Below are 25979 nucleotides of genomic sequence, written 5' to 3'. Positions count from 1 at the left end.
TCACCCGAGGTCGGCGAGCAGCTCCTCCAGGAAGGCGCCGGTCTGCGTGGCCGGGCGGGCGTCCACGCACACCGCGTTCATCACCTGCGTGTACGCCTCGGTGTCCTCGGGCTTGTCCAGGTAGAGGGCGCTGGTGAGCTGCTCCAGGTAGACGACGTCGGGCAGCTCGGGCGCATCGAAGCGCAGGATCGTGAAAGGCCCTCCGCACGCGGCGTGCCCGCCGTGGTCGAACGGCACGATCTGCAGCGTGATGTTCGGCTGCTTCGTCACCTCGATGAGGTGTTCCAGCTGGGCCCGCATCACCTTCCTGCCGCCGATCGGGCGGCGCAGCGCTCCCTCGTCCATCACGGCCCACAGGGTCGCCGCCTCGGGCCCGGTCAGCCGCTCCTGCCGGCGCATCCGCAGGTCCACACGCCGGTCGACGTCGTCGGCGGACCGCCCCGCGTTGCTCCGCAGCACGAGGGCCCGCGCGTACTCGGGCGTCTGCAGCAGCGTGGGCACGAACTGCAGTTCGTAGCAGCGGATGACCGACGCCGCCTCCTCCAGCCCGACGTAGAACTCGAACCAGCCCGGCAGCACGTCGCTGTACTTGTGCCACCAGCCGGGGATGTTGGCCTGCCGCGCCAGGTCGAGCAGCACGGCACGGTCGTCGGGGTCAGTGATGCCGTAGAGGGTGAGCAGGTCGGCGACGTCCCGCTCCTTGAATCCGACCCGGCCGAGCTCCAGCCTGCTGATCTTGGCGTGCGAGCCGCGGATGGCACGGGCCGCTTCCTCGGGGGTGACGCCGCTCTGCCGGCGCAGCCGCCTGAGCTGGGCCCCGAGCAGCAGCCGCAGGGCCGTCGGGCCGCCACGGGCGATCCCTACCGGTACGGGGGCGGCGCTGTCCGCCTGTGCGTTCACGATCGCTCCATCGGCGGCGCTCCCGGAAGAATTCCTGGTGAATCAATCGGATTGATCATCCTACCGGACCGGGGTGAGGCCGTCTTTTCTGGGAACTTCCACGGAAAGTCGGGGGACGCGCGACATTTGCACGTGCACGCGTGCTTGCATCCGCAAGGCACAGGGCAAGATACACGACGGCAGGGAAATTCACATCATGTAATGGGTGAGACCTGAGGGATCGGCGATGACAGCAGACCTGGCGGGCCCGGGAGCCGCGACAGCGCCTCCGTGGTTGACCTCGATGTTCGAGCGGGACGACGTCGCCGGCTTGTCCCTGCCGCCGTCGGCCACGTGCACCTTTCGCGGGCGCACCACGTCCGCCGCCGCGGCACGTGACTTCACCGCCAGGACCTTGTGCGGCTGGGGCCTTCCCGGCCTCGTGCCGGACGCGCAGATCGTGGTGTCGGAGTTGGTGACGAACGCGCTGCGGCACGCCCCTGGAGACCCCGCGGACGCCCCGCCGATCCGGCTGAGGCTGGTGAAGCACCGCTTTCATATCGGCTGCGGCGTGAGCGACGCCAGCGCCCGGGTGCCCGCGGTCTCGCCGTGGAGCGACCTGTCGGAGTCGGGCCGGGGGCTGCATCTGGTCGAGGCGCTGACCGCGGCGTGGGGATGGATCCTCACCCGCGGCGGGGGCAAGGTCGTCTGGGCGCTGTTCGACGCCTCTCCCGCCTCCTGACCGGCCTGCCTGCCGAGACCGGCCCGAGCCGCGACGCCCGGGCCGGTGCGGTCAGCCCTGCTCGGCCTCGCCGGTGACCTGCTCGGCGGCCTCCTCGGGCGACTGCTCCAGGTCCTGGTCGGCCTGGGCCTGCGCGGAGGCCTTGTCGAGCCGGACCCAGCTCGTGACGCTCTCGACAGTGAACAGCACGAGCAGGTACGCCGTGAGGACGGCCGCCACGGGGGTCAGCCATCCGGCGGCGGCGGCCACGCCCAGGATCAGCAGGCGGAGCTCCCAGCCCAGCCCCGCCTGGTACAGCCAGGCGGGGGGCCAGATGCCCTGCCGGGTGCGGTAGACGGTGTCGTACGTGTGGTAGCCGATCACGTAGATGAGCACGAACAGCAGCCACTTGGGCGTGTCCTCGGCCAGCCCGAGCAGGATGATCGTCAGGAACTCGGCCGCGCGCAGCAGCGGGGGAGTGAGCCAGTCGAAGCGGCCCAGGTGGTCGCGGCCGGCGGTGGGCAGGACCAGCACGAGCAGCACGGCGACGGGCACGAGCAGGATCGGGCCGTCGGTGAGGGCGCCGGCGACGGCCAGCGCCACGATCGCGATCAGCGCCACGGCGGTCGCGGGCACGGGCGGCAGCAGCCGGCCGAGCGAACCCTTCAGCGCGGTGGCGAGCGGGCCGTCGTCGCGGTAGGCGAGCAGGCGCGCGGTCTGGACGCGGCGGCGCTCCTCGTCCGGGTCGGGGAGCGGCGTGATGGCCTGCGGCTGAGTGATCATGCGAGCGACCTCAGGAGACGTCCGGTGAGGGTGTAGGTGGCCGCGATGCCGCCCCAGACGATCAGCGTGAGGAACGTCACCCGGGGGTTGAAGAACGCGGCGGTGATCGCGATCGCGGCGAAACGCTCGCCGATGGGGAACACGATCATCTTGCGGGCCCAGTGGACGGGGCGGAACTTGCCGGCCTTGGTCCACAGCTTCAGCAGCCCGCGCACGCCGGTGCTCCGGCTCGCCCTGCGCTGCTCCAGCGCCTCCCGCAGCGGACGGTCGTCGGCGACCGTCAGGTCCAGCGTGGGCAGCGGCACGGGCGCCTTGCGCCGGTTGGCCGCACCGAACGAGAAGTCCAGCAGGTGCTTGACCGACTGGAGGGCCAGCGCGACCAGCGCCAGCGTCCAGACGCCCTCGCCGTCGCCGAACTGCCCGGACACCGTCGCGCCGACCGCGAGGCCGACGAAGACGGCGTACTCCTTGAACCGGTCGAAGGTGGCGTCGAGCCAGGCGCCGAGCACGCCGAACTTGCGCGCGTAGCGGGCGACCTGGCCGTCCACGCAGTCGAAGACGAACGCGAAGTAGATGAGCACCGCGCCGGCCACCGCCCCCCAGCGGGTGCCGGTGGCGAACGCGCCGGCCGACAGCAGGCCGAGGGCGATCGAGATCAGCGTCACCTGGTTGGGCGTGAGCCCGCGGCGGGCCGCCCAGCGGGCGATGAAGCGCGAGTAGGTGCTGACGAAGAACGTGGTGAAGAAGCCGTCGGCGCCCTTCACGGCGTTGTTCAGCCGGGCCCGGTCCTCGTCGTAGTCCGCCATCTCCGCCAGCGCCTCGTCGGCCTCGGCCTGGCTGCGGACGCGGCGGAAGAACAGGTCGCGGCGGCCCCGCCGGCCCACCGACACGCCGCGCCGGACCAGGCCGAGCACGAGGAGCTCGGTCACGTCGTCCTCGGGGCCGAACAGGTGGGCCATGTCGGCCAGCTCACGGGCGACCTCGGCGAGGGTCTGCAGGTGGCGCTGGTGGAGGTGCAGCGGTCCGAGCAGCGCCGCGTTGGGCCGGGTCACCGCGTGGTAGGCGGTGCCGACCGAGATGATCCGGCTCCGGCCGATACGGGTGCGCTGGGGCAGCCCCTCGATGACCTTGTCGCCGATCTCGGGCTCCGCCTCCTCGATCGGCACCTCCTCCTCCGGAGGCTCGTTCCCGTCCTGCTCCTGCCGCTCCTGCCGGACGACCAGTGCGATGGCCCCCCGTTTGGCCTTGGTGATCTGGTAGATCAGCTCGTCGTGCACCAGCGAGTCGGCCGGCAGGATCAGCAGGTTCTCCTCGGCGCCCTCGACCGCGTCGGCCAGCGCGCGCAGGTCACCTGCGACGTCAGGGCTCTCCACGACCCTGCCGTACGGCCTGCGGTAGGCGGCGGCGTCTCCCGGCCTGGCGATCGTCGTCGGCTCGGGGTCCAGCGCGGCGGCCTGCGCGAGCAGCCTGTCGTACGCGGAGGGGGCCCCGGGCAGCGATTTCAGCGTGATGGCCGCGGACAGGGCGGGCTGACCGCCGGGCGGCGGGGGACTGATCGGGCCGGGCGGGGCGCCCAGCAGGACCACGCGGGTCATGGCAACCTTTCACGCAACGGGGGGAGATCAGGCCCTCAGGCTTGACCGGCGCGGGGAAGTCCGCCGGAAGCCAAAGCTTAGTGACCTTTCGGTTGAACCGATGCACCCCAGGTTTACCGTACGGTCCCTGGATGTACAGCTTGGGGAGGGTTCGTCGCCCGGCATCGTCGCCGGATCATTACCGAATTTTCACCATTCATGCCCCTCGACGGGGCGGATGCCCGTACGGCGGGGCGGACGCCGGCGCGCACCCATACGATGGCGGGGTGAGCCTCTACCGGGACGAGGGCGTCGTGCTGCGCACCCAGAAGCTGGGTGAGGCCGACCGCATCATCACGCTCCTCACCCGGCGCACCGGCAAGGTCCGCGGCGTGGCCAAGGGCGTGCGCAGGACCATGTCGCGCTTCGGCGCGCGCCTGGAGCCGTTCTCCCACGTCGACCTGCAACTCCACAGCGGCAGGTCGCTCGACGTGATCACCCAGGTCGAGACCCTGCATCCGTACGGCGAGGCGATCGTGGCCGACTATGCGAGGTACACCGCGGGGACCGCGATGCTGGAGACGGCCGACCGGCTGACGGTGGGGGAGAAGGAACCGGCGCTGCGCCAGTTCCTGCTGCTGGTCGGCGGGCTGCGCACGCTCGCCGAGGGCGGCCACGAGGCCCGGCTGGTGCTCGACGCGTTCTTCCTGCGCTCGCTGGCCGTCGCGGGCTACGCCCCCGCGCTGTCGGAGTGCGCGCGGTGCGGCGCGGAGGCCGTGCGCGCCTTCGCGATCGTCGCCGGCGGTGTGGTGTGCGGCGCGTGCCGTCCGGCCGGCGCCGCGGTGCCCGCCGCGGAGACGATCGCGCTGATGATCGCCTTGCTGCGCGGCGACTGGGCGGCGGCCGACGCCTCCGAGCCCCGGCACCGCGCCGAGTGCAGCGGCTTGGTCGCCGCGTATCTGCAGTGGCACCTGGAGCACGGCATCCGCTCGCTGCGTCACGTGGAACGAGAGTGGCCGGGTCAGATGACCGCAAGCGAAGCGAGGATCATCTGACCGGCCTTTTGCGGGGGTCCGGGGGTCGTCCCCCGGGGGTGCGCGTGCCGGATGACCGCAAGTAAGGCGAGGGTCATCTGACCGGCCTTTGCGGGGGTCCGGGGGTCGTCCCCCGGTGACGTGGGGAGCGCACCGAATCCGCACGGGATCCGCACGTCTCCCGCGCCTGAGGACCGGTGCGGACGCAATACCCTCGGTACATGGTCCGTCCCCCCTCTCCGCACCCGTCCGGTGCCACCCCGCCCGCCATCCCGCGCGACCTCCTGCCGCGACACGTGGCGATCGTCATGGACGGCAACGGCCGCTGGGCGAAGGCGCGCGGGCTGCCCAGGACCGAGGGGCACAAGATGGGCGAGGCGTCGCTGTTCGACGTCATCGAGGGCGCTATCGAGATCGGCATTCCCTACCTGTCGGCATACGCCTTCTCCACCGAGAACTGGAGGCGCTCGCCCGACGAGGTGCGCTTCCTCATGGGGTTCAACCGCGACGTCATCCGCCGGCGGCGTGACCAGCTCAACGCGATGGGCGTGCGGGTCCGCTGGGCCGGGCGTCCCGGGCGGCTCTGGAAGAGCGTGATCAAGGAGCTCGAGGACGCCGAGCGGATGACGGTCGGCAACAGCACGCTGACCCTCCAGTTCTGCGTGAACTACGGCGGCCGCGCGGAGATCGTGGACGCCGCCGTGCGGCTCGCCCGCGATATCGCGGCGGGCCGGGTCAAGCCCGACAAGGTCTCGGAGAAGACCTTCGCCCGCTATCTGGACGAGCCGGAGATCCCCGACGTGGATCTGTTCGTGCGCTCGTCCGGCGAGCAGCGCACCTCCAACTTCCTGCTCTGGCAGTCCGCGTACGCCGAGATGGTCTTCCTCAACCAGCTGTGGCCCGACTTCGACCGGCGCGATCTGTGGCAGGCGTGCGAGATCTACGCCAAGCGCGACCGCAGGTATGGCGGGGCGATTCCGAACGAAGTGGCCCAGAACTCCGGCACCGCCCGGCACTGAGACAACGGCACTGAGACAACGGCGCTGAGACAACGGCGCTGAGACACGGCGCGGTGGCGGGGTGCGGTGGCGGGGCCCGGAGTCAGGAGGCGTCGCGGCGGCGGGCCCGGTACGCGGCGACGTGCATGCGGTTCCCGCAGGTGCGGCTGTCGCAGTAGACCCGGGAGCGGTTCCTCGACTCGTCCACGAAGACGTGGGAGCAGTCGGGCGCCGCGCACGTGCGCAGGCGATCCCGCTCGTTCTCCACCAGCACGTGGGCGAGCGCGACGCCGCAGTCGGCGGCCAGGTGCTCGGCGACCGACGCGTCCGGCGCGAAGTAGTGGACGTGGAGGGGATGGCCGTCGTGCTCGGTGAGGCTCGGCGTGATGCGGGTGCGCTGCAGCAGCGTGTTGAGCAGGCCGACCGCCGTCGGCTGGTCCGGCGCGGTGAACACGGCGTGGAACTCCTCGCGCAGGGCCCGGACCTCGGCGAGGTCCCGCCGGGTCACCGCCCCGACGCCGCTGACCTCCCGCCTGCGGACGAACGCCTCCAGGTCACCGACCTCGGCCAGCCCGTCGTGCTCGCCGGCGCCGGTGTTGATGAGGTCCACCACCGTCGTCAGCGAGTACACCATGTCATGGCTGAACGGCACGCCATCTCCCTTTTGTCGCGGCGGGCTTGTCGCGGCGCAGGCAGCGTACCTCTCGGCCGGCCCGCGCGGGGCGGGGTCAGCCCTTTCCGGCCGCCTCCACGCGCGACGCGGCCGCCTCCGCGCACGAGGAACAGGTGCCGAAGACCTCCACGGTGTGGGTGACGTCGATGAAGCCGTGCTCGGCCCCGACGACCTCGGCCCAGCGCTCCACGTCAGGCCCGGCCACCTCGATGGTGCGCCCGCACTCCCGGCACACGAGGTGGTGGTGATGCGTGTCGGTCTGGCAGGCCCGGTAGACCGACTCGCCCTCGTCCGTGCGCAGCACGTCGACCCGGCCGGCGTCGGAGAGCGACTGGAGCGCCCGGTACACGGTCGTCAGGCCGATCTTCGAGCCGACCGCGCGCATCTCGGCGAACACGTCCTGCGCGCTGCGGAACCCCCGGCTCTGGCGGAGGATCTCGTGAACGGCGTCGCGGCTCTTCGTCATCAGGACTCCTGTGTACGGCTTCGCCCTACGACCTACCAGGTTAGGCCGGTTCGCGTCAGATCAGGCCGAATCGGGTGGCGGCGAGAAGGACCAGGAACGTCGCGACCGCCACACGCAGCAACCGGCCCACCGGACGCAGCGAGGGCCACGACAGGTAGGCCAGCCAGGCGATGAACGCGAGCACCGGAAGCACGGCCACCCCGCCACGCCAGTCGGGCACCACCAGTCCGGCGATCAGCAGAGCCACCAGGATCACAGGAGCCAGCCAGCGGGGCTGCTGGAACAGGAAGACCAACGGTGCGGCGCTCTTGCGCTCGACCGCCGCGCGCAGCCCGGTCGCGCCGGGCGTGAAGAACTGCTCGCCCTGAGGCAGCGGCCGCCGCACCCGCGGGGACGCCGCGTTCCCCCGGGCGGGAGGCTTCCTCGCCAGAGGATGGGCCGGCACCTGACGGCGCGGCGGTTCGGTTTCGCTTCCCACGCGTTCGAGCCTAGTGCGCATCTCCCCAATCTTCGCCCTGTCCGTCCGCCGCGGGCTCCTTCCACCCGCGCCGCCCCCCTCCCCGGCGGGGCGTACGTGAGGGGTGGCATGCTGGGCGGCATGCTCGCCGTGATCCGTTACTCGGTGCCGGGCGCCCGCGCCGACGAGTTCGCCGCCCAGGCGCGCGACATCCTCGACCTGCTGGCCGCGCAGCCGGGATACCTGCGCGGGCAGATCGGCAGATCGGTGGACGAGCCGGCCCTGTGGGCGGTGGTCAGCGAGTGGGAGGGCGCGGGCTACTACCGGCGCGCCCTGTCCGCGGCCCGCATGGTGATGTATCCGCTGATGACCCTTATGATCAACGAGCCCAGCGCCTTCGAGGGCGTCTACGCGCTCCCGGGCGAGGGAGCCGGCGCGGGGACCGTGGGCAAGGCTTGAGCGCGGGGGCGCCGGATTCCCCTAAGCTTGAGCACGGATCCGGGCAGGTGGCCGGACGTCCCGCAGCCGCGACACGGCGGCCGGGCCGGCCCGCCCGCTTCAGCGAGCACCGCACCGCTGACCCCGATCTCAACGCCGACACCCAGCCGGATGGAGTTCCACTGATGGCACGTCGCACCGACGTCTTGGAAACGATCGTCAGCCTCGCCAAACGCCGCGGGCTCGTCTTCCCGTCGAGCGAGATCTACGGAGGCCTGCGGGCGTCCTGGGACTACGGCCCCCTCGGTGTCGAGCTCAAGAACAACGTGAAGCGCGAGTGGTGGAAGGCCATGGTGCAGGGCCGCGACGACGTCGTCGGCCTCGACTCCTGCGTCATCCTCGCCCGCGAGGTCTGGCAGGCCAGCGGCCACGTCGACACCTTCACCGACCCGCTCACCGAGTGCCAGTCGTGCCACAAGCGCTACCGCGCCGACCACCTCGTCGAGGCGTACGAGGCCAAGCACGGCAGCGAGCCGGCGGGCGGCCTGGCCGACATCACCTGCCCGAACTGCGGCAACAAGGGCGCCTTCACCCAGCCCAAGCAGTTCAGCGGCCTGCTGAAGACGTTCCTCGGCCCGGTGGAGGACGAGTCGGGCCTGGCGTACCTGCGGCCGGAGACCGCCCAGGGCATCTTCATCAACTACCTGAACGTCCAGCAGTCGGCCCGCAAGAAGATTCCGTTCGGCATCGGCCAGATCGGCAAGTCGTTCCGCAACGAGATCACGCCGGGCAACTTCATCTTCCGCACCCGTGAGTTCGAGCAGATGGAGATGGAGTTCTTCGTCAAGCCCGGCACGGACGAGGAGTGGCACCAGTACTGGATCGACGAGCGCCTGCGCTGGTACGTCGACCTCGGCATCAACAAGGACAACCTCCGGCTCTACGAGCACCCGAAGGAGAAGCTGTCCCACTACTCGAAGCGGACCGTGGACATCGAGTATCGCTTCAACTTCGCCGGCGGCGAGTGGGGCGAGCTGGAGGGCATCGCCAACCGCACCGACTTCGACCTCACCGCGCACGGCAAGGCGTCCGGCACCGACCTGTCGTTCTTCGAGCAGGAGTCGGGCGAGCGCTACGTGCCGTACGTCATCGAGCCGGCGGCCGGTGTGGACCGCGCGACGCTGACCTTCCTCCTCGACGCCTACACCGTCGACGAGGCGCCCAACGCCAAGGGCGTCATGGAGGAGCGGACCGTGATGCGCCTCGACCACCGCCTCGCCCCGGTCAAGGTCGCGGTGCTGCCGCTGTCGCGCAACGCCGACCTGTCGCCGAAGGCCCGCGACCTCGCGGCCCGGCTGCGCCGCCGGTGGAACGTGGACTTCGACGACGCGGGCGCCATCGGCCGCCGCTACCGCCGCCAGGACGAGATCGGCACGCCGTTCGCGATCACGGTCGACTTCGACACCCTGGAGGACCAGGCCGTGACGATCCGCGAGCGGGACTCGATGGCCCAGCAGCGGGTCGCGCTCGACCAGGTCGAGTCGTACCTGCGCCAGCACCTCAACGACTGATCATCGCGCCGAGGCGCCTGTCCGGAGATTTCCGGACAGGCGACCCGGCCAACTGGTCCAACAGCGGCCGGGCGCAGTTACCAGATCCACGGCGGGCCGCCCGACGTCGCGGCCAATCTCGCCAAGTACGCCGAGGGCGACGCCAAGGGCCGGCTCTCCTACTACGACCACGACGGTAACGGGCTGATCGAGTACGACGGCTACCGGGGAGTGCCGGCGGCCGAGCTCAAGTCCAACATGATCGAGCTGGATGGCTCGGTCGTCACGCCGCAGGGCCTCACCGACTACTGGGAGGCGTCGTGGATGTTCACGCGGGGCGGCGTCTACTACATGGTCTACGCGGCCAACGACACCGACGGCTGCGTCACCTCGTCCAGCTACGCCTGCCGGCGCTACGCGACCGCCTCGACGTCGTACGTGTTCCTCCTGGGAGAGCCTCGCGGCGATCAACGACGGCTGGACCCCTGCCAGTTCGGCCGACCGGGCCCACGCGGTCTTACGGCAACTGGCCGCAGCAGGGCGCTGACCGCGCCGCTGGAGGTCCAGGCCCTGGCGCCGTGAGCGGCGCGAGCGCCTTCCGGGATCCCGGAAGGCGCTCGCTCGTCACCGACGATGTCCGTGGTGGTTCAGATGCTCGTGACGGTGCGGTGCAGACGCAGGGCGGAGATGAGGAAGAAGACGCCGCCGACGGTCGCGTACCCGGCGAGGCTTGTCAGCGATGCGGTCGGCGTACCGGCCTGGAGGATGAAGCCCGTCCCCGCGATCGTGGAGATCGCCCCGCTGAGGATCATCGCCCATTGGCCGCCGAGCCTGCGGCGGCCGACGGCCACGATGAGCTGCACGATTCCGGCGGTGATCGCCCAAGCGCCCCAGATGCGCAGCGTTGCGGGCACGCTTGAGGCGGCCGTGGCGGCCAGGCCGATGGCGGCGAGCAGGCTGAGGGCCAGGTTGACGTACAGGGCTGCGGCGGGGCGCGCGGTTTTGGAGAAGCGCAGATCGATGACGGCCGCGGCGACGTCGAACAGCGGGTAGATCACGAGCAGTGCCACGCCCCCTGGGCCGGAAGCCGGCCCGGTCAGGAGCAGCAGAGCCGCCCAGGCGAGGGCGAATCCGAATCGCACCAGGTAGAGGTTCCGCAACGCCGTGGCAGTGCGACCGGCGTTCGTATCCGTGACGGTGGTCATCCTCTGTCTCTTTTCAGTAGTGGACGCAAGTAGAATGACTAGTAACTCTACCGGCGCTGACACTAGCCCGGCGGTGAGGTCCGGCGCAAGGGACGAAGAGGAGGGACGCGTATGATCTCGAGCATGAGCAGCCCCATGCGTGAGCGCCTCCTTGAGGCGGCGACCGAGCTGTTCTACGCGCACGGGCTCCGCGCGGTGAGCGTCGACAAGGTCATCGACCTCGCCGGCACGACGAAGGTGACGTTCTACCGACACTTCAAGAGCAAGGACGACCTCGTCGTCGCTTACCTCGAACGCCGCGCCGAACTCGAGCGGGACGGCATCGATGAGGCGATCAAGCAGGGCAACGGCGACGTCGATGCCACCCTGCGGGTGATCTCCGAGGCGATCGGGGTCATCGCCTGCGCGCCTGGTTTCCGCGGCTGTCCCTTCATCAACGCCGCCGCCGAATACCCTGACCCGGACAGCCCGATCCGCAAGGCCGTTGACGCGCATCGGCGCTGGAACAAGACGACGTTCGAACAGCTCATCGCCCCGCTCGACATCGCGAATTCCGGAGAGGTCGCCGACGACCTGATGCTGATCCGCGATGGGGCCATGGTCGCGGGATACCTCGACCGGCCGGCGACCGTCGCCGCCTCGTTCCTCCGCAGCAGCCAGGCCGTCATCGGCATCGGCAACTCGACCCGGAGTTGAGCCCCTGCCTTCGACCGTGTCGCTCGACGCGGCGGGAATGCCGGCCCTGGCGCTTCAGTGAGCCTCGCATCTGAGCCAGGCGAGCGCCTTTCGGGGTCCCCGGAAGGCGCTCGCTTGTCACCGACGATGTCCGGGGACTCGACCTAGCCCTCGGGATAGAAGAGGAACAGCGTGCAGCCCGTCGTCGTCTGCGGGATGTGCGACGAACCCGCGGGAGCGTGGATGAAGGAGCCCGCCGGGTAGTCCCGGTAGCCGTCGTTGAAGGTGCCGGACACCACGAAGACCTCTTCGGGTCCCGGCTCGTGGACGTCGACTCCCTGCCAGCACGTGTTCGGGTCCATCTCCAGGACGGCGGCCTTCGCGCCGCCGTCCCCGCTCCACAGCAGGCGCACGCGGATGCCCGGGAAGAGTTCACGGGCCGGGGTGTCCCGGACGGCGGACCACACGAATGCGGAGGCGTTCTGCTCTGTCGTCATGCGGGCCAGCCTGGCGTGCGGCCGCGGCCGCGCCGAGTGTCAGGAAAGACATCATGCGGTACTTTCCTGCCATGCACCGAGTGGTGGCGCTTGTCCGTCCACGGCAGTCGACCTTCGAACTCGGCTGCGCGGCCCAGGTGTTCGGGATCGAGCGGCAGGGACTTCCGGTGCGGTACGCCTTCGGCGTGTGCACGGAACACCCCGGCCCGGTCGCGACGTACGCCGGATACGACATGATCGTGACCGACGGGCTGGACGCGCTCGACCGGGCGGACACCGTGATCGTCCCGGGCTGGCTGCCCGTCGACGAGCCGCCCTCGCCTGCGGTCGTCCGGGCACTGCGCCGCGCGCACGCCCGCGGCGCGCGGGTGGTGAGCATCTGCTCCGGGGCCTTCCTGCTGGCGCACGCCGGTCTGCTGGACGGACGGCGGGCGACCACCCACTGGGCGCTGGCCGACAAGCTCGCCGCGCGCTTCCCGCACATCCGGGTCGACCCGGATCCGCTGTACGTGGACCACGGCGACGTGGCCACCAGCGCCGGCGCCGGGGCCGGCATCGACCTGTGCATGCACCTGGTCCGCCGCGACCAGGGCGCCCGGTATGCCGCACACATCGCACGGACCATGGTCATGCCACCCCACCGCGAGGGCGGGCAGATGCAGTACTCGGCGGCGCCGCATCCCGCACAGATCGACGACACGCTCGCGCCGTTGCTGGAGTGGATCATCGCAAGACTCGGTGAACCGCTGACCGTCGAGGACATGGCCGCGCACGCGGGCGTCTCCGCGCGCACCCTCGCCCGGCGGTTCGCCGAGCAGCTCGGCACCAGCCCCGGGCAGTGGCTGCTCGCCCAGCGGATCGCCACGGCCCGGGACCTGCTGGAGTCCTCCGACCTGCCGCTGGACGCCGTCGCCCGCCGTGCCGGGCTCTCCTCGGCCACCAACCTCCGCAGGCGCTTCCTCACCGCCGTGGGCACGACGCCGGGTGCCTACCGCCGGGCGTTCCGGGCCGAGCCCTGAAGCGGGGCGCCGCGGCGAAATGCGCCCAGCGCGAAATGCGCTGAGGGCGAAATGTGCTCAGGGTGAAATGGATGCGCCCTTTCCCGGGTTGCGGGACTAATGTCGCCGCATAACTCGACTACCGGAACAGGGAGACCAGATGGACCACCACGCCCGCTCGGGAGACCCCGCCGCCGACCGGTTCGCCTCCGGCGATCTTGGCCGTAAGCTGCTGGAACGGCGGATCGTCGTGCTCGGCCAGGAGGTCGACGACGACATCGCCAACCGGATCTGCTCGCAACTGCTGCTGCTGACCGCCGAGGACTCCACGCGGGACATCAGCCTTTACATCAATTCCCCCGGTGGTTCCGTGTCGGCCGGTCTGGCGATTTACGACGTCATGCAATACGTGCCGAACGACGTCGTCACCGTGGGCATGGGCCTGGCCGCCTCGATGGGGCAGTTCCTGTTGTGCGCAGGCGCGCCGGGCAAGCGGTACGCCCTGCCGCACGCCCGCATCATGATGCACCAGCCGTCGGGGGGCATCGGCGGCACGGCGGCCGACATCGCGATCCAGGCCGAGCAGATGCGGCACACGAAGAAGAGCCTGGCCGAGCGCACCGCCTTCCACACCGGTCAGCCGCTCGAACGCATCGAGGCGGACGCCGACCGGGACCGGTGGTTCACCGCCGAGGAGGCCAGGGAGTACGGCATCGTCGACCACGTGGTGGCCGGGCTCGGCGCCGTGCGGACGGCACAGTGAGCGGCACAGTGAGCGGCACAGTGAGCGGCACAGTGAGCGGCACAGTGAGCGGCGCCTGAGCCCCGGCGGCTGAGCGCGCGGCGGTGTGAACGGGCGGGGGAGCGCGCTCAGCCGCAGTGCGTCCCCTTGGCCGGGACGGTCCCCTCCAGCAGGTAGGCGTTGACCTTGTCGTCGATGCACTGGTGCTGGCCGTACGCGCCGTGGCCCTCGCCGTTCAGCGTCAGCAGCACGGCGGTGCGCAATTGGGCGGCGAGCCGCGGCGCCCACTGGTAGGGCGTGGCCGGGTCGTTCGTGACGCCGACCACGAGGATGGGATTGGAGCCGGTGGCGTCGATCCGCTTGTTGGTGTCCTCGCCGGGGACCGGCCACACGCTGCACGATCCCGCGCTGATCGCGGTCTCCGCGAATACCGGCGTCAGCTTCTCCAGCCGCCGGGCCAGGTCCTCGCCCTGGGCGACCGAGGGCCGGTCGGTGGTGTCGGCGCACAGCACCGCCGGCAGCGAGAACTGCAGCGTCGAGTAGGAGCCGTCCGGCTGCCGGCCGGCGTACTGGTCGGCCAGGGCGAGCAGGCCGTCGAGCTTGCCCTTCCTGCCCTCGTCCAGCGCCTCGGTGAGCAGCGGCCAGCTGAGCTTGCTGTACAGAGCCTGGGTGATGCCCGCCCTGGCGAGGTCCTCGGTGACCGTGCGCGACCCCACCTTCCCCGGCGTGCGGCGCAGGTCGCGCAGGAGCTTCAGTACGGTGGCGTTCGCGGCCGCCCGGTCCGCGCCGATCGGGCAGCTCGTGCGCGTCCTCGTGCAGTCGGCCAGGTAGTCCTCGTACGCCTTCTGGAAGCCGAGGGCCTGGGTCTTGGCCATGTCGAGCATGCTGACGGAGGGGTCGACGGCCGAGTCGAGCACCATCCGGCCGACCTTCTTCGGGTTCTGGGTGGCGTACACCGCCCCGAGATGGGTGCCGTAGGAGAAGCCGAGGTAGTTCAGGCGCTGCTCGCCCAGGGCGGCGCGCAGCGACTCCATGTCGCGGGCCGCGTTCACCGTGCCGACGTACGGCAGGATCCAGCCCGCGTTGCGCTCGCACGCCTGGGCGAAACCGGCGACGAGCTTGGTCTCGGTCGCGACGCTCTCGCTGGGCTCCCTGCTCATGTACTGGTCCATCTGGGGGCCGCTGAGACAGCGGATGCCGCTGCTGCGTTCCACGCCGCGCGGGTCGAAGCCGACGAGGTCGTAGCGGCTGTTCAGGGTGGAGAACGCGTGGGCCGCGTTGATGAGCGTCGTGACGCCGGAGCCGCCGGGACCGCCGAAGTTGAAGACCAGGGAGCCGATTCGCCGGTTCTGGTCGGTGGCCCGCAGCCGGACCAGGGCGATGCCGATCTTCTTGCCCTCCGGCTTGGCGTAGTCGAGGGGCACCTGGAGCGTGGCGCACTCGAAGCCGGAGGAGGAGGCCGTCTCCTCGCACGCCTTCCAAGGCAGGGAGGGCGTGCTCGACGCGTACTCCTCCGGGGTGACCCGGGCGCCCCCGCATCCGGCGGTCGCCGTCATCGCGCCGAGCCCGGCGAGCGCCGCCGCCATCACCGGCCAGACCCTTCGCGCCGCGATCCCCCGCGCCGCGATCTCCCGTGCCGTAATGTCCCGCGCCGTCGCCACTCGCGCCGATACCCCTCGCTCCGGAACCCCTCGCGACAACGCTCGCGACACTGACAACCCTCCGTGTTCGACTGTATTCGGAGGGTGTCTCGTTTATATCGCATGCCGCCTCGGCCGCATCGCCGACTCACCGGAACTCCGCCTTACCGGACAATGGTCTAAACCATTTCCCCTCCCACGTTGCGGGACCTTCACGCCGTCCTTGGCGCGAAATTGGTTTATACCACTCTACGATCACCGGAAAAATGGTCGTTCTTTGATTGGATTAGACCTCTGCGATGCCTTCTACCTGCTTAGACGTCATATGTGGCGAAGGGTGAGGTTTGGTGCTGCTTTTCCTAGGTACAGTCCGGTTGCGGACCGCGTCCGCGGTTTTATTGAAGCCGGCGAAGGAGCGTCGCATGCCCAAGTATGTTTACGACTTCACCGAGGGCAACAAGGACCTCAAAGACCTACTCGGTGGCAAGGGCGCCAATCTGGCGGAAATGACCAACATCGGCCTCCCCGTGCCTCCCGGCTTCACGATCACCACCGAGGCGTGCCGCCACTACCTGGGGCACGGCGGCATGCCCGACGGGCTGGAGGGGGAGATCGGCGAGCACCTCGCCGCCCTCGAAGCGCGGATGGGCAAGCGTCTCGGTCAGGCGGACGACCCGCTGCTGGTCAGCGTGAGGTCGGGAGCCAAGTTCTCGATGCCCGGCATGATGGAGACGGTCCTCAACATCGGCCTCAACGACGACTCCGTCCTCGGGCTGGCCAAGCAGTCGGGCAACGACCGCTTCGCGTGGGACTCCTACCGCCGCCTCATCCAGATGTTCGGCAAGACCGTCCTGGGCATCGACGGCGAGCTGTTCGAGGACGCGATGGACGAGCTCAAGGGCGAGCGGGACGACACCGACCTCGACGCCGCCGACCTCCAGCGGCTGGTCGAGACCTTCAAGGGCATCGTCCGGGAGCGCACGGGCCGCGACTTCCCCGCCGACCCCCGCGAGCAGATGGACCTCGCCGTCAGGGCGGTCTTCGATTCCTGGAACGCCCCGCGCGCGATCCTCTACCGCCGCCAGGAGCGCATCCCCGCCGACCTCGGCACCGCCGTCAACGTCGTCGCCATGGTGTTCGGCAACATGGGCCCGGACTCCGGCACCGGGGTCGCCTTCACCCGCGACCCCGGCTCCGGACGCCAGGGCGTCTACGGCGACTACCTGCGCAACGCCCAGGGCGAGGACGTCGTCGCCGGCATCCGCAACACCGTCCCCCTGCAGGAGCTGGAGACCATCAACCCGGAGGCCTACCGCGAGCTCCTCGACATCATGGCGACGCTGGAGCGGCACTACCGCGACCTGTGCGACATCGAGTTCACGATCGAGCGCGGCACGCTGTGGATGCTGCAGACCCGGGTCGGCAAGCGCACGGCCGCCGCCGCCTTCTGCATCGCCACCCAGCTCGTGGACGAGGGCCTGATCGACCTGGACGAGGCGGTCACCCGGGTCACCGGCGACCAGCTCGCCCAGCTCATGTTCCCCCGCTTCGCCGCGACGGCCGGCAACCGCAGGCTGACCACCGGCATGAACGCCTCGCCCGGCGCCGCCGCGGGCAGGGCCGTCTTCAGCTCCGAGCGGGCCGTCGAACTGGCCGGGCAGGGCGAGGCGGTCATCCTCGTGCGGCGGGAGACCAACCCCGACGACCTCGCCGGGATGATCGCGGCCCACGGCGTGCTCACCTCCAGGGGCGGCAAGACCTCCCACGCCGCCGTGGTGGCGCGCGGCATGGGCAAGACCTGCGTGTGCGGGGCCGAGGAACTGGAGGTCGACCCCCACGCCCGCCGCTTCACCGCGCCCGGCGGGGTCGTCGTCGACGAGGGCGACGTGATCTCGATCGACGGCGGCACCGGGGCCGTCTACCTCGGAGAGGTTCCGGTCACCGCCTCGCCGGTCGCCAAGTATTTCGAGGGCGAGCCCGCCGGAGACGAGCTGGTGCGGGCCGTCGACCGGATCATGACCCACGCCGACTCCGTGCGCCGGCTCGCCGTGCGGGCCAACGCCGACACCCCCGACGATGCCGCCCGCGCCCGCCGCTACGGCGCCCAGGGCATCGGGCTGTGCCGTACGGAGCACATGTTCCTGGGGGAGCGGCGCCGGCTGGTGGAGGACCTGATCCTGGCCACGACGCCCGAGGAGCGGCAGGCCGCGCTCGACGCGCTCGAGCCGCTGCAGACCGGCGACTTCACCGGCATCTTCGCGGCCATGCGCGGGCTGCCGGTGACGATCCGGCTGATCGACCCGCCGCTGCACGAGTTCCTGCCCGACCTCACCGACCTGACCGTGAAGGTGGCCCTCGCGGAAGAACGGGCGGGAGACGGGGCCGACGACCGGGACCGCAGGCTCCTCGAGGCGGTCAAGCGGCTGCACGAGCAGAACCCGATGCTCGGCCTGCGCGGCGTACGGCTCGGCCTGACGATCCCCGGCCTGTTCGCCATGCAGGTGCGGGCCATCGTCACGGCGGCCCGGCGGGTCGAGGGCGCCCGGGCGGAGATCATGATCCCGCTGGTCGGCGCGGTGCAGGAGCTGGAGATCGTCAGGGAGGAGGCGGAGCGGATCCTCGCCGAGGCGGGCGTGCGGGCGGCCATCGGCACGATGATCGAGGTGCCGAGGGCGGCGCTGACGGCCGGGCAGATCGCCGAGGCCGCCGAGTTCTTCTCGTTCGGCACCAACGACCTCACCCAGATGACGTGGGGCTTCTCCCGCGACGACGTGGAGAGCGCCTTCTTCGGCGACTACCTCGACCTGGGCGTCTTCGGGGTCTCGCCGTTCGAGTCCGTCGACAGGGAGGGCGTCGGCCGGCTGATGCGGATCGCGGCCGAGGAGGGCAGGCGGACCCGGCCGGACCTCAAGCTCGGCATCTGCGGCGAGCACGGCGGCGACCCCGACTCGGTGCACTTCTGCCACGAGATCGGCCTCGACTACGTGTCCTGCTCGCCGTTCCGCATTCCGGTGGCCCGGCTGGAGGCGGGCCGGGCCGCGCTGACCTGTGCGCAGTCCGACACCCGATGAGTTGAAATTCCAAGAACATCCGGACTGGTTGTGAAATGACCAGATCGGAGTGGGGGCGATTCACCGGGCCGCGCGACACGGCCCGGTGTTCGCCGGAACGATAGCAAGGCGTGACGCAGGGGAGTGGTTGCGGTAGAAACGGGTGCGTGGACCCGGTTGAGGTTGATTGGCCGGTGGCTCGGCTCATTCTCCCCCGCAGCACGCGGTGAAGCGGCGGCCGATCACGCCGAGGCGTGGATCCCGATGGCCGCAGCTCGGCTACCAGGACGTGCTGATCATCGCGATCGGCGCCGTCGTCGGTGTCGACGTCAACCTGCTGACCGCCCATCCCGAGTCGTGGCCCGCCGCGCTTCAGCCGATCGCCGAGCATCCGATGGCGGCGAACGTGGGCACGTTCGCCGCGCTCGGGGCGTACGTGGGCTGGCGGCAGTGGCGTCTGCGGCCACAACCGGTGACGTGGACCGGCGACGACCCCTACCCCGCCCTGGAGCCGTTCACCGAGCAGTTCGCCGCCACGTTCTTCGGGCGCGGTGCCGACGTGCGCGAACTTCTGCGGCAGGTGGACAACGCCCGGTCGGGCCCAGCGGTGGACCGGTCGATCTGCGTCATCGGCCGGTCGGGGAGCGGCAAATCCTCGCTCGTCCAGGCCGGCCTCCTGCCGGTGCTGCGGCAGAAGATGGGGATGAGCGTGGTCGGACCCTTCACTCCGGGAACCGACCCGTTGCGGTCGCTGGCCGGCGCGCTCGCGGCGACCACTGCGGCGTACGACGCCGAGGAGGTGCTCCGCGTGCTTCGCGCGGATCTCGAGGCGCTCGGCGACGGGACGGGGAAGCCGGCGGGCCTGGTGGCGCTGCTCGAGGAGATAGGCCGCCGGCCGGTGCTCGTGGTGGACCAATTGGAAGAGGCCGCGTCGCAGGCCCCGGCCGAACAGCGGGACCCGTTCTTGGGTTTGCTGCGGGCCGCCCTGCGCCACAGCCGGCGGCTGCTCGTGATCAGTACTCTCCGGTCGGATCATCTCGGCCACTTCCAGACCGGTGTGGGCACGGAGCTGGTGGGCAACGTGTACCTGCTCAACGACATGGGCGGTGCCGAGCTACGGCAGGTGATCGAAGGCCCGGCGGGGAAAACCGGTGTGACGTTCGACAGCGGTCTTGTGGAGGAGATACTCGACGCCTGCGGAAGCAGTGATGTGCTGCCGATGCTCAGCCTGCTGTTGCAGGGGCTCTACGCCCGGATCCGGGAGGAGAAACGCACCCACATCACGCACGGTGACTACGCCGCGGTCGGTCCGCTCGCGGAGGTCATCGAGGAGGAGGCCCACAAGGCCCTGGAGTCGCTGGTCGACGGGGCGCGCGACGAGGGCGAGAGGGATGCCCGCCGCGAGTTCGTCCTCAGCACCTTGCTGATGTTCGTCACCGTGGACGAGGAGAGTGTCGGCCGGCGGCCGGTGCCGCGGGCGGATCTCACCGCGGAGCAGTCGGCCGTGGCCGACCGTTTCATCAAGTGCCGTCTGCTCACCAGCCGAGGGGGCCGGGACGAGCCGCCGGTTGTCACTCTCGCCCACGAGGCCCTGCTGCGCAACTGGGAGTCGTTGCGGGAACGCGTCAAGAAGTACAAGGATCTGCTTCGCCGGCGTGGTCATCTCGAACGGCTCGCCCACGCGTGGGCGGACGCGGACCGCGGCGCGGACTACCTGCTGCGCGGGCGGCAGCTGGAGGAGGCACGGGGCTGGCTCGCCGAGGTGCCCGCCGAGCAGCGGGGGGCGATGGTTCCGGACCTGGTGGCCGAATTCCTGGAAGCTTCGGGAGCCGGTTACCAGGACCATCTGGCCGGTTCCGCGGACGTCGCCGCCCGCGCCGCCCTCGCCCGGTTGCCCCACGACCCCGAGGCCGCGATCCAGCTGGCCGAGGCCGCCGTCAGCGAGCTGACCCCAAGCCCGCCGGCCCGGCGGGCCCTGTATGAGGCGCTCGGCAGCGGCCTGCGCGCCGTCATCCCGAACATGGGTGATGACTGCCCGCCGGCGTTCTCCCCGGACGGCCGGCTCGCCGTGGCCGATACCTACCGGAACTCCCGGGGCGTCTGCGTCTGGAACTCCGACGGCAGTCTCTCCGCGTTCCTGCCGCATCCCGCACGGGTGATCCGGATGGCCTGGGCCCCCGACGGCCGCCTTGCCACCGCCACCGAAGCGAACCGGCCCGATGGTCACTCACCCACCGTGTACGTATGGGATCCCCCTGTGGGCGGCGCCGGCTTCGCCAGGATCGAACCCCGCCATGTGCTCGAACACGGCGATTGGATCTCCTTCCTGGCCTGGTCACCCGGCGGACATCTGGCCACCGTCAGCGGGCCCTGGTCCGACCTGAGCCGGGGCAGTGTGCTGCGACTGTGGCCGCGTGACCTTGGTGCCCGCCAGGATCCGCTGCCGGTGTGCACCATCGAGCCCGATCCGCCCATCACGGCCATCGCCTGGTCTCCCGAATGCCTCATCGCCGCGGCCGTCGGGCACGAACTGCTGCAGGATCAGGCGTACGTACGGATGTGGTCCGCGGACGGGGAGCCGCGGTATTCGTTCCCGTGCGGGAACGAGCCTGCCCGAGCGCTCTCCTTCAGTGACGACGGGCGGCTCGCCGTCGGCGGCCGCCGGAAGGTGTCGCCCGGCGACCCGCCGCACGCGACCGTGGACGTCTGGACCGCTCAGGACGGTCTGCGACCGCTGGACGTCCACCCATCCGCCGAGGAGCGTCTCGCCTACTTCGACATCGCCCGGGTGGTGTGGTCTCGCGACGGCGCGCTCGCGGCGATCGCCGATGAGGACACCCATGTGTACCTGTGGTCGCGCGACGGACGGCCGCATCGCCCGCTGATCCACGAGAAAGCGGTCACCTCACTGGCCTGGTCGCTCGACGGCTGCCTCGCCACCGCCACCGGCGCTCACCGGCCCGGCGACGCGGACCGGTTCACCACCTGCCTCTGGACGGAGGACGGGCGCAAGCTGCACACCTTCCACGACACCCTCCCCGCGCTCTCCGTCGCGTGGTCGCCGGCCGCCGAACTGGCCGTCACCCGCGTCCCCGGCATCCGGATCTGGTCCACGGGCGACGCGCTGCGTCGCGACATCGATCTCGACCTCGGGATCGAGGCACGGCACAACGATCGGGGCAGGCTCGCCTGGTCCCCGGACGGCGTCCTCGCCGTGGCGACCGGCCACCCGATCGGCGAGGATGCGCCGCCGGCAGGCGTCCGTCTCTTCTCCCGGCGCGGCCGCCTCCTGCGCACGCTGCCGTACGACGACGTGCGCTGGCTCGCCTGGTCCCCTCGCGGAGAGCTCGCCGTGAGCGGGACCGTCGAGGTAGGACGTATGAACAGCGAAGAGCGGGCTGAGATCGTGGAACAGCTGACCGAGATCGGCGACTGGGCGCGGCTCGAGGGACATAACCCGTCGCGGATCACGAAAGTCGACGTGTGGGGCATCGACGACGAACGTCCGCGGACCCTGCGGTGCGGCGACGGCCTCGGCTGGCTCTCCTGGTGCCCCGACGGTGACCGGCTGGCCGTCCGCGATCTCGGTGTCAGCCCGCCTGAACTGTCCGTGTTGCGGGCCGCTGACGGCGAAGCGCTGTTCACCCTCCGCGAGGCGGACACGTCCGCGGTGTCATGGTCGCCCAGCGCTTCCCTGCTCACCATCGCCGGCTGGCGGCGCACCGCGCGGCTGTGGCCGGACCGGGCCGGTGAGCCGCTGGTGCTGCGCGACGGCGTGAACGACGCGGACTGGTCCGCCGACAACCGGCTCGCCACGGGTGAAGTGACCGCCGACGACAACGGCCGGGTGTCGATCTGGCCCGCGGACGGTGGGCAGCCGGAGCACGTCGACACCGAAGCCGGGGTCACCATGGTGCGCTGGGCGCCGGACGGCACGCTCGCCGCGCGTGAAGGGGACGAGACTCCGCTCCCGATCTTGCTGATCCGCGACGGGCGGCGGATCGCATCACTTGACCACGGCGACCGGCGCGTTTCGCACCTGGTGTGGTCGCCGGACAGCCGGCTGGCCACCGTCGCCCCCCACGGTGCCACCGGCTCGATCGTGCGCGTGTGGTCGGCCACCGGCGAGCTCCTGCTCGACGTCGACTTCCCCGGCAAGGTGCGTCACATGCTGTGGACGCCGGGCGGCGGCCTGACGGTGTGGACGGGGGACACGCTCACCCTGCTCCCGGACCCCGTGCCCTGGCCCGCCCTGGCCGAAGCCGCTAGACAACGCAACCTCCGGCCACTCACGGACGAGGAGCGCAGGGCCGCGTTTGTGCCGGTACCCGGGCGCACCTTGTTATGACGACTCTGCCGTCCCCGCGAGACGGACGCTCACATTCCATCGGCAATCTTCGCCGTGATCCCTCCGAGGTCCTCGACCGTGCACGAGGGCAATCTTCCATCCGACTACCGGATCTGTCGTGAACCCGGACCTTCGCGGGTACGCTCCATTCCCCGCCGCCACGGGGTCTGCCTCAGGGAAGGAGGATGGATGGCCCGCTACGACGAGCACGACCAGGCACGGTGGGTGCCGGAGCCGCCGGGCAACCCCGAGCGGAGCGCGTTCGAGCGGGACCGGGCACGCGTGCTCCACAGCGCCTCGCTGCGCAGGCTCGCCGCCAAGACGCAGGTGGTCGCCCCCGCCGACTGCACCGGCCTGCACAGCCCCCGTACGCGGCTGACCCACTCGCTGGAGTGCGCGCAGATCGGCCGGGAGATGGGCAAGGTCCTCGGCTGCGACCCCGACCTGGTGGAGACCGCCTGTCTCGCCCACGACCTCGGCCATCCCCCGTTCGGCCACAACGGGGAGGCCGCCCTCGACGAACTGGCCGCGCCGTGCGGCGGGTTCCAGGGCAACGCGCAGAACCTGCGCCTGCTGACCCGGCTGGAGGCCAAGGTCATCACCGAGGACGGCCGCAGCGCCGGGCTCAACCTCACCCGGGCCGCGCTCGACTCGGTCTGCAAGTATCCCTGGGCCGGGTCCTCCTGCCGGATCCCCGGCGTGCCGCTCGCCGCCGAGGGCCGGCCGTACTGCGTCTACCCCGACGACCTGGCGGTCTTCCGCTGGGTGCGGGAGGGGGCGCCCGACTACGCGGTCGGCTTCGAGGCGCAGATCATGGACTGGGCCGACGACGTGGCCTACTCGGTGCACGACCTGGAGGACGCGCTGACCTGCGGCCACGTCACGATGGCGGCCCTGCGCGACCCGGAGGAGCGGCTGGAGGTGTGCCGCCTGACGAGGGAGTGGTACGCACCCGACGCCGGCATGGAGGAGCTGTCGGAGACCTTCGCCCGGCTGCTCGCCGAACCGCTGTGGCCGGCCGCCTTCGACGCCGGGCTCGCCGACCTCGCCGCGCTCAAGCGGCTCACCAGCGCGCTCATCGGCCGGCTGTGCCGATCCGCCCAGGACGCCACGCGCGAGGCGTACGGCTGCCGCCCCACCCCGGGAGACAGGGGCGGCCACACCCGGTACGCCGCCGACCTGGTGGTGCCGAGGACGACCCGCCTGGAGTGCGCGCTGCTCAAGGGGGTGACGGCCCGCTACGTGATGTCCAGGGAGGCCCACCACGCCGTCCAGGCGCGGCAGCGCGAGATCATCGCCGAGCTGGGCGACCTCATCCTGCGCGGCGCCCCGGCGACGCTGGAGCCCGCCCTGCGGCCGCAGTTCGAGCAGGCCGCCGACGATGCGGAACGGCTGCGTGCCGTGGTCGACCAGATCGCCTCGCTGACCGACGCCTCCGCCATGGGCTGGCACCGCCGCCTGTCGGCGGCCACGCACCGTCTCAGGGCCGGCTGAACCGCCGCGCGTCGCCTCAGGGCCGGCTGACCCGCCGGGCCGACCCGGAGTCGGCCGAGACCCGCCGCGCCACCTCCGCCGCCGCCCGCACGAAGGCGGCGAGCGTCCGCGACCGCGCGTCCTGCGGCCAGGCCAGGACCAGCGTCGTCGGCGGCGCGTCGGCCACGGGCACGCCGACGACGTCGTGACGCAGGTTCGCCCGGATCGACGCGGGGACGACCGCCACGGCCCGGCCGAGCGCGACGAGATGCATGAGCTGGCCGCTCTCGGCGATCCCGGCGAAGCCCTCGGGGACGGCCGCCGGCCACCGCGGCAGCGGCTCGCCGTCGAGGTCCGCCATCGTCAGCTCCGCGCGCCCGGCGAGCCTGTGCCCCCGCGGCAGCACCGCCACCTGGCTTTCCACCAGGAGCTCCTCGACCGCCAGGCCGGTCAGGTCCTCGCGCGGGGCGTGCAGCAGGGCGGCGTCGGCCCGGCCGTCCCGCACCATCGCGCCCCGCTCCCGTGCGCTGAAGACGATGTCGACGGGCAGCGCGCCCGGCGTGGCCGCGTACTCCGCGAGGATCTCGGGCAGCAGGTCCGCGTCTCCGCCCGGTTTGGCGGCGAGCACGAGCGAGGGCTCGCCGCGGCCGGCCCGCCGGGTCCTGCGCACGGCCGCCGACACCGCGGCGAGCGCGGCGTGGCCCTCCCGCAGCAGCGTCTCACCGGCTTCCGTCAGCGTCACCGTGCGGTGGTCGCGCTCCAGCAGCCGCACCCCGAGGCGGCGTTCGAGCTGCTGGATCGCCCGCGACAGCGGCGGCTGCGCGATCCCGAGCCGCCGGGCCGCCCGCCCGAAGTGCAGCTCCTCGGCCACCGCCACGAAATAGGTCAGCTCCCGCGTCTCCACGGTGTCGTCACCGGCGGTCATACCGCGAGGGTATCGCCCGTGACCGAGACGGTGTTGGGCGCCGCGGGGGACGCGGTGATGGGCTTGACCCATGGACAGCACTGACAGCAGTGACAGCACTGGCACCGTCGCCCTCGTCACGGGCGCGAACAAGGGAATCGGCTATGAGATCGCCAGGCAGCTCGGCGAGCTCGGCATGACCGTGCTGCTCGGGGCGCGCGACCCGGGACGCGGGGACGAGGCGACCGCGAAGCTGCGGGCGGAGGGCCTGGAGGTCCGTCCGGTGACGATCGACGTCACCGGCGAGGAGAGCGTGCGGGCGGCGGCGGCGCACGTGGGGGAGCGGTTCGGCCGCCTCGACGTGCTCGTCAACAACGCCGGCATCTCGGGCGGGACGCGGCAGACGCCCGGCTCGGCCGACCTCGGCGTCGTGCGCGAGGTGTTCGAGACCAACCTCTTCGGCGTCATCCGGGTGACCGACGCGATGCTGCCGCTGCTGCAGCGGTCGGCGGCGGGCCGCATCGTCAACGTGTCGAGCGGCACGGGGTCGATGACGCACATGACCGACCCCGGCCACTACTTCACCGGCAGGCCGGGGTTCGCGGCCTATCCGCCGTCGAAGGCCGCGCTCAACATGCTCACCGTGCAGTACGCCAAGCAGTTGCGCCCGCTCGGCATCCTGGTCAACGCCATCGCCCCCGGGCCGTGCGACACCGACTTCGCCAGGGACCTCGGCAGGTCCCTGCCGCGTACGGCGGCGCAGGGCGCGGCGGTCGCGGTGAGGTTCGCGACGCTCGGTGCGGACGGACCGACCGGCGGGTTCTTCGACGAGGACGGATCCGTGCCCTGGTAAGCCGTGCCCTGGTGTCCGGCC

The 25979-nt window shown here is 71.2% G+C and carries 23 protein-coding genes; 13 read left to right on the top strand and 10 right to left on the bottom strand.

The window, feature by feature from the left end:
• Positions 1-900 (bottom strand): helix-turn-helix transcriptional regulator, encoded by a 900-nt coding sequence (locus ABZ860_RS38325; RefSeq protein WP_357230186.1) that lies wholly within the window; start codon positions 898-900, stop codon positions 1-3.
• A gap of 226 nt (positions 901-1126) precedes the next feature.
• Here ABZ860_RS38325 and ABZ860_RS38320 point away from each other — a divergent pair, with 226 nt between their 5' ends.
• The gene (locus ABZ860_RS38320; protein ID WP_357230184.1) at positions 1127-1621 is read left to right on the top strand and encodes an ATP-binding protein; all 495 of its coding nucleotides are present in this window, start codon (positions 1127-1129) and stop codon (positions 1619-1621) included.
• Positions 1622-1672: 51 nt separating this feature from the next.
• On the opposite strand, the gene ABZ860_RS38315 is transcribed toward ABZ860_RS38320, so the two are convergent.
• A complete protein-coding gene (locus ABZ860_RS38315; protein WP_357230182.1) occupies positions 1673-2383 on the bottom strand; it encodes a DUF5941 domain-containing protein in 711 nt (236 codons plus the stop codon).
• Positions 2380-3978 carry a CDP-alcohol phosphatidyltransferase family protein gene (locus ABZ860_RS38310; RefSeq protein ID WP_357230180.1) on the bottom strand — a complete coding sequence of 533 codons (1599 nt, stop codon included), beginning with the start codon at positions 3976-3978 and terminating at the stop codon, positions 2380-2382. Before ABZ860_RS38310 ends, ABZ860_RS38315 begins: the two co-directional genes overlap by 4 nt.
• Positions 3979-4244: 266 nt before the next feature.
• Between ABZ860_RS38310 and recO the strand changes: the two genes are divergently transcribed.
• Together recO and ABZ860_RS38300 are read left to right on the top strand one after the other, a co-directional pair.
• The gene (gene recO, locus ABZ860_RS38305) at positions 4245-5012 is read left to right on the top strand and encodes a DNA repair protein RecO (RefSeq protein WP_357230178.1); all 768 of its coding nucleotides are present in this window, start codon (positions 4245-4247) and stop codon (positions 5010-5012) included.
• Between the two features lie 200 nt (positions 5013-5212).
• Positions 5213-6010, top strand: a complete 798-nt coding sequence (locus ABZ860_RS38300) for an isoprenyl transferase (protein ID WP_357230176.1) — start codon at positions 5213-5215, stop codon at positions 6008-6010.
• 82 nt (positions 6011-6092) lie between these two features.
• On the opposite strand, the gene ABZ860_RS38295 is transcribed toward ABZ860_RS38300, so the two are convergent.
• The 3 genes from ABZ860_RS38295 to ABZ860_RS38285 form a co-directional block, all read right to left on the bottom strand.
• Positions 6093-6641: a CGNR zinc finger domain-containing protein gene (locus ABZ860_RS38295; protein ID WP_357230174.1), complete on the bottom strand. Its 549-nt coding sequence runs from the start codon at positions 6639-6641 to the stop codon at positions 6093-6095.
• Positions 6642-6717: 76 nt separating this feature from the next.
• Positions 6718-7128, bottom strand: coding sequence for a Fur family transcriptional regulator (locus ABZ860_RS38290; protein ID WP_357230172.1), 411 nt, complete (start codon positions 7126-7128; stop codon positions 6718-6720).
• Between the two features lie 55 nt (positions 7129-7183).
• The gene (locus ABZ860_RS38285; protein ID WP_357230170.1) at positions 7184-7606 is read right to left on the bottom strand and encodes a DUF6703 family protein; all 423 of its coding nucleotides are present in this window, start codon (positions 7604-7606) and stop codon (positions 7184-7186) included.
• A gap of 120 nt (positions 7607-7726) precedes the next feature.
• On the opposite strand from ABZ860_RS38285, the gene ABZ860_RS38280 reads away from it, so the two are divergent.
• The 3 genes from ABZ860_RS38280 (at position 7727) to ABZ860_RS38270 (ending at position 10155) form a co-directional block, all read left to right on the top strand.
• The gene (locus ABZ860_RS38280; RefSeq protein ID WP_357230168.1) at positions 7727-8044 is read left to right on the top strand and encodes an antibiotic biosynthesis monooxygenase; all 318 of its coding nucleotides are present in this window, start codon (positions 7727-7729) and stop codon (positions 8042-8044) included.
• A 164-nt stretch (positions 8045-8208) separates the two neighbouring features.
• The gene (locus tag ABZ860_RS38275) at positions 8209-9594 is read left to right on the top strand and encodes a glycine--tRNA ligase (protein ID WP_357230166.1); all 1386 of its coding nucleotides are present in this window, start codon (positions 8209-8211) and stop codon (positions 9592-9594) included.
• Positions 9595-9831: 237 nt separating this feature from the next.
• Entirely contained in the window at positions 9832-10155 is a 324-nt protein-coding gene (locus ABZ860_RS38270) for a hypothetical protein (protein WP_357230164.1), read from the top strand.
• A 65-nt stretch (positions 10156-10220) separates the two neighbouring features.
• On the opposite strand, the gene ABZ860_RS38265 is transcribed toward ABZ860_RS38270, so the two are convergent.
• Positions 10221-10778: a hypothetical protein gene (locus ABZ860_RS38265; RefSeq protein WP_357230162.1), complete on the bottom strand. Its 558-nt coding sequence runs from the start codon at positions 10776-10778 to the stop codon at positions 10221-10223.
• A gap of 111 nt (positions 10779-10889) precedes the next feature.
• Here ABZ860_RS38265 and ABZ860_RS38260 point away from each other — a divergent pair, with 111 nt between their 5' ends.
• Entirely contained in the window at positions 10890-11474 is a 585-nt protein-coding gene (locus ABZ860_RS38260) for a TetR/AcrR family transcriptional regulator (protein ID WP_357230160.1), read from the top strand.
• A 143-nt stretch (positions 11475-11617) separates the two neighbouring features.
• Here ABZ860_RS38260 and ABZ860_RS38255 read toward each other — a convergent pair whose 3' ends face one another.
• Entirely contained in the window at positions 11618-11950 is a 333-nt protein-coding gene (locus ABZ860_RS38255) for a cupin domain-containing protein (RefSeq protein ID WP_357230158.1), read from the bottom strand.
• 71 nt (positions 11951-12021) lie between these two features.
• Between ABZ860_RS38255 and ABZ860_RS38250 the strand changes: the two genes are divergently transcribed.
• Positions 12022-12969, top strand: coding sequence for a helix-turn-helix domain-containing protein (locus ABZ860_RS38250; protein WP_357230156.1), 948 nt, complete (start codon positions 12022-12024; stop codon positions 12967-12969).
• A 139-nt stretch (positions 12970-13108) separates the two neighbouring features.
• A complete protein-coding gene (locus ABZ860_RS38245; protein WP_357230154.1) occupies positions 13109-13711 on the top strand; it encodes an ATP-dependent Clp protease proteolytic subunit in 603 nt (200 codons plus the stop codon).
• 107 nt (positions 13712-13818) lie between these two features.
• Here ABZ860_RS38245 and ABZ860_RS38240 read toward each other — a convergent pair whose 3' ends face one another.
• Complete coding sequence (locus tag ABZ860_RS38240; RefSeq protein ID WP_357230152.1) at positions 13819-15351, bottom strand: alpha/beta hydrolase; 1533 nt, start codon at positions 15349-15351, stop codon at positions 13819-13821.
• A gap of 401 nt (positions 15352-15752) precedes the next feature.
• Between ABZ860_RS38240 and ppdK the strand changes: the two genes are divergently transcribed.
• From ppdK to ABZ860_RS38225, 3 genes are all read left to right on the top strand, one after another.
• Complete coding sequence (ppdK, locus tag ABZ860_RS38235) at positions 15753-18401, top strand: pyruvate, phosphate dikinase (RefSeq protein ID WP_357230150.1); 2649 nt, start codon at positions 15753-15755, stop codon at positions 18399-18401.
• Between the two features lie 205 nt (positions 18402-18606).
• The gene (locus ABZ860_RS38230; protein WP_357230148.1) at positions 18607-22728 is read left to right on the top strand and encodes an AAA family ATPase; all 4122 of its coding nucleotides are present in this window, start codon (positions 18607-18609) and stop codon (positions 22726-22728) included.
• 189 nt (positions 22729-22917) lie between these two features.
• Complete coding sequence (locus tag ABZ860_RS38225; RefSeq protein ID WP_357230146.1) at positions 22918-24222, top strand: deoxyguanosinetriphosphate triphosphohydrolase; 1305 nt, start codon at positions 22918-22920, stop codon at positions 24220-24222.
• Between the two features lie 16 nt (positions 24223-24238).
• Here the strand turns inward: ABZ860_RS38225 and ABZ860_RS38220 are convergent, their stop codons facing one another.
• Entirely contained in the window at positions 24239-25126 is an 888-nt protein-coding gene (locus ABZ860_RS38220; RefSeq protein ID WP_357230144.1) for a LysR family transcriptional regulator, read from the bottom strand.
• 70 nt (positions 25127-25196) lie between these two features.
• Between ABZ860_RS38220 and ABZ860_RS38215 the strand changes: the two genes are divergently transcribed.
• Positions 25197-25958: an SDR family oxidoreductase gene (locus tag ABZ860_RS38215; protein WP_357230142.1), complete on the top strand. Its 762-nt coding sequence runs from the start codon at positions 25197-25199 to the stop codon at positions 25956-25958.
• Positions 25959-25979: the final 21 nt, after the last annotated feature.

Origin of the sequence: Microbispora sp. NPDC046973, assembly GCF_040644495.1 — a bacterium.
Lineage (GTDB): Bacteria > Actinomycetota > Actinomycetes > Streptosporangiales > Streptosporangiaceae > Microbispora.
This window is presented reverse-complemented; position numbering and strand designations above follow the sequence as displayed.

Excerpts from the sequence above, each read along its gene's own strand:
- ABZ860_RS38320 (WP_357230184.1), top strand. The coding sequence starts at position 1,127 with ATGACAGCAGACCTGGCGGGCCCGGGAGCCGCGACAGCGCCTCCGTGG.
- ABZ860_RS38300 (WP_357230176.1), top strand. The coding sequence starts at position 5,213 with ATGGTCCGTCCCCCCTCTCCGCACCCGTCCGGTGCCACCCCGCCCGCC.
- ABZ860_RS38255 (WP_357230158.1), bottom strand. The coding sequence starts at position 11,950 with ATGACGACAGAGCAGAACGCCTCCGCATTCGTGTGGTCCGCCGTCCGG.
- ABZ860_RS38280 (WP_357230168.1), top strand. The coding sequence starts at position 7,727 with ATGCTCGCCGTGATCCGTTACTCGGTGCCGGGCGCCCGCGCCGACGAG.
- ABZ860_RS38270 (WP_357230164.1), top strand. The coding sequence starts at position 9,832 with ATGATCGAGCTGGATGGCTCGGTCGTCACGCCGCAGGGCCTCACCGAC.
- ppdK (WP_357230150.1), top strand. The coding sequence starts at position 15,753 with ATGCCCAAGTATGTTTACGACTTCACCGAGGGCAACAAGGACCTCAAA.
- ABZ860_RS38220 (WP_357230144.1), bottom strand. The coding sequence starts at position 25,126 with ATGACCGCCGGTGACGACACCGTGGAGACGCGGGAGCTGACCTATTTC.
- ABZ860_RS38275 (WP_357230166.1), top strand. The coding sequence starts at position 8,209 with ATGGCACGTCGCACCGACGTCTTGGAAACGATCGTCAGCCTCGCCAAA.
- ABZ860_RS38215 (WP_357230142.1), top strand. The coding sequence starts at position 25,197 with ATGGACAGCACTGACAGCAGTGACAGCACTGGCACCGTCGCCCTCGTC.
- ABZ860_RS38315 (WP_357230182.1), bottom strand. The coding sequence starts at position 2,383 with ATGATCACTCAGCCGCAGGCCATCACGCCGCTCCCCGACCCGGACGAG.
- ABZ860_RS38265 (WP_357230162.1), bottom strand. The coding sequence starts at position 10,778 with ATGACCACCGTCACGGATACGAACGCCGGTCGCACTGCCACGGCGTTG.
- ABZ860_RS38245 (WP_357230154.1), top strand. The coding sequence starts at position 13,109 with ATGGACCACCACGCCCGCTCGGGAGACCCCGCCGCCGACCGGTTCGCC.
- ABZ860_RS38250 (WP_357230156.1), top strand. The coding sequence starts at position 12,022 with ATGCACCGAGTGGTGGCGCTTGTCCGTCCACGGCAGTCGACCTTCGAA.
- ABZ860_RS38310 (WP_357230180.1), bottom strand. The coding sequence starts at position 3,978 with ATGACCCGCGTGGTCCTGCTGGGCGCCCCGCCCGGCCCGATCAGTCCC.
- ABZ860_RS38225 (WP_357230146.1), top strand. The coding sequence starts at position 22,918 with ATGGCCCGCTACGACGAGCACGACCAGGCACGGTGGGTGCCGGAGCCG.
- ABZ860_RS38290 (WP_357230172.1), bottom strand. The coding sequence starts at position 7,128 with ATGACGAAGAGCCGCGACGCCGTTCACGAGATCCTCCGCCAGAGCCGG.
- ABZ860_RS38260 (WP_357230160.1), top strand. The coding sequence starts at position 10,890 with ATGATCTCGAGCATGAGCAGCCCCATGCGTGAGCGCCTCCTTGAGGCG.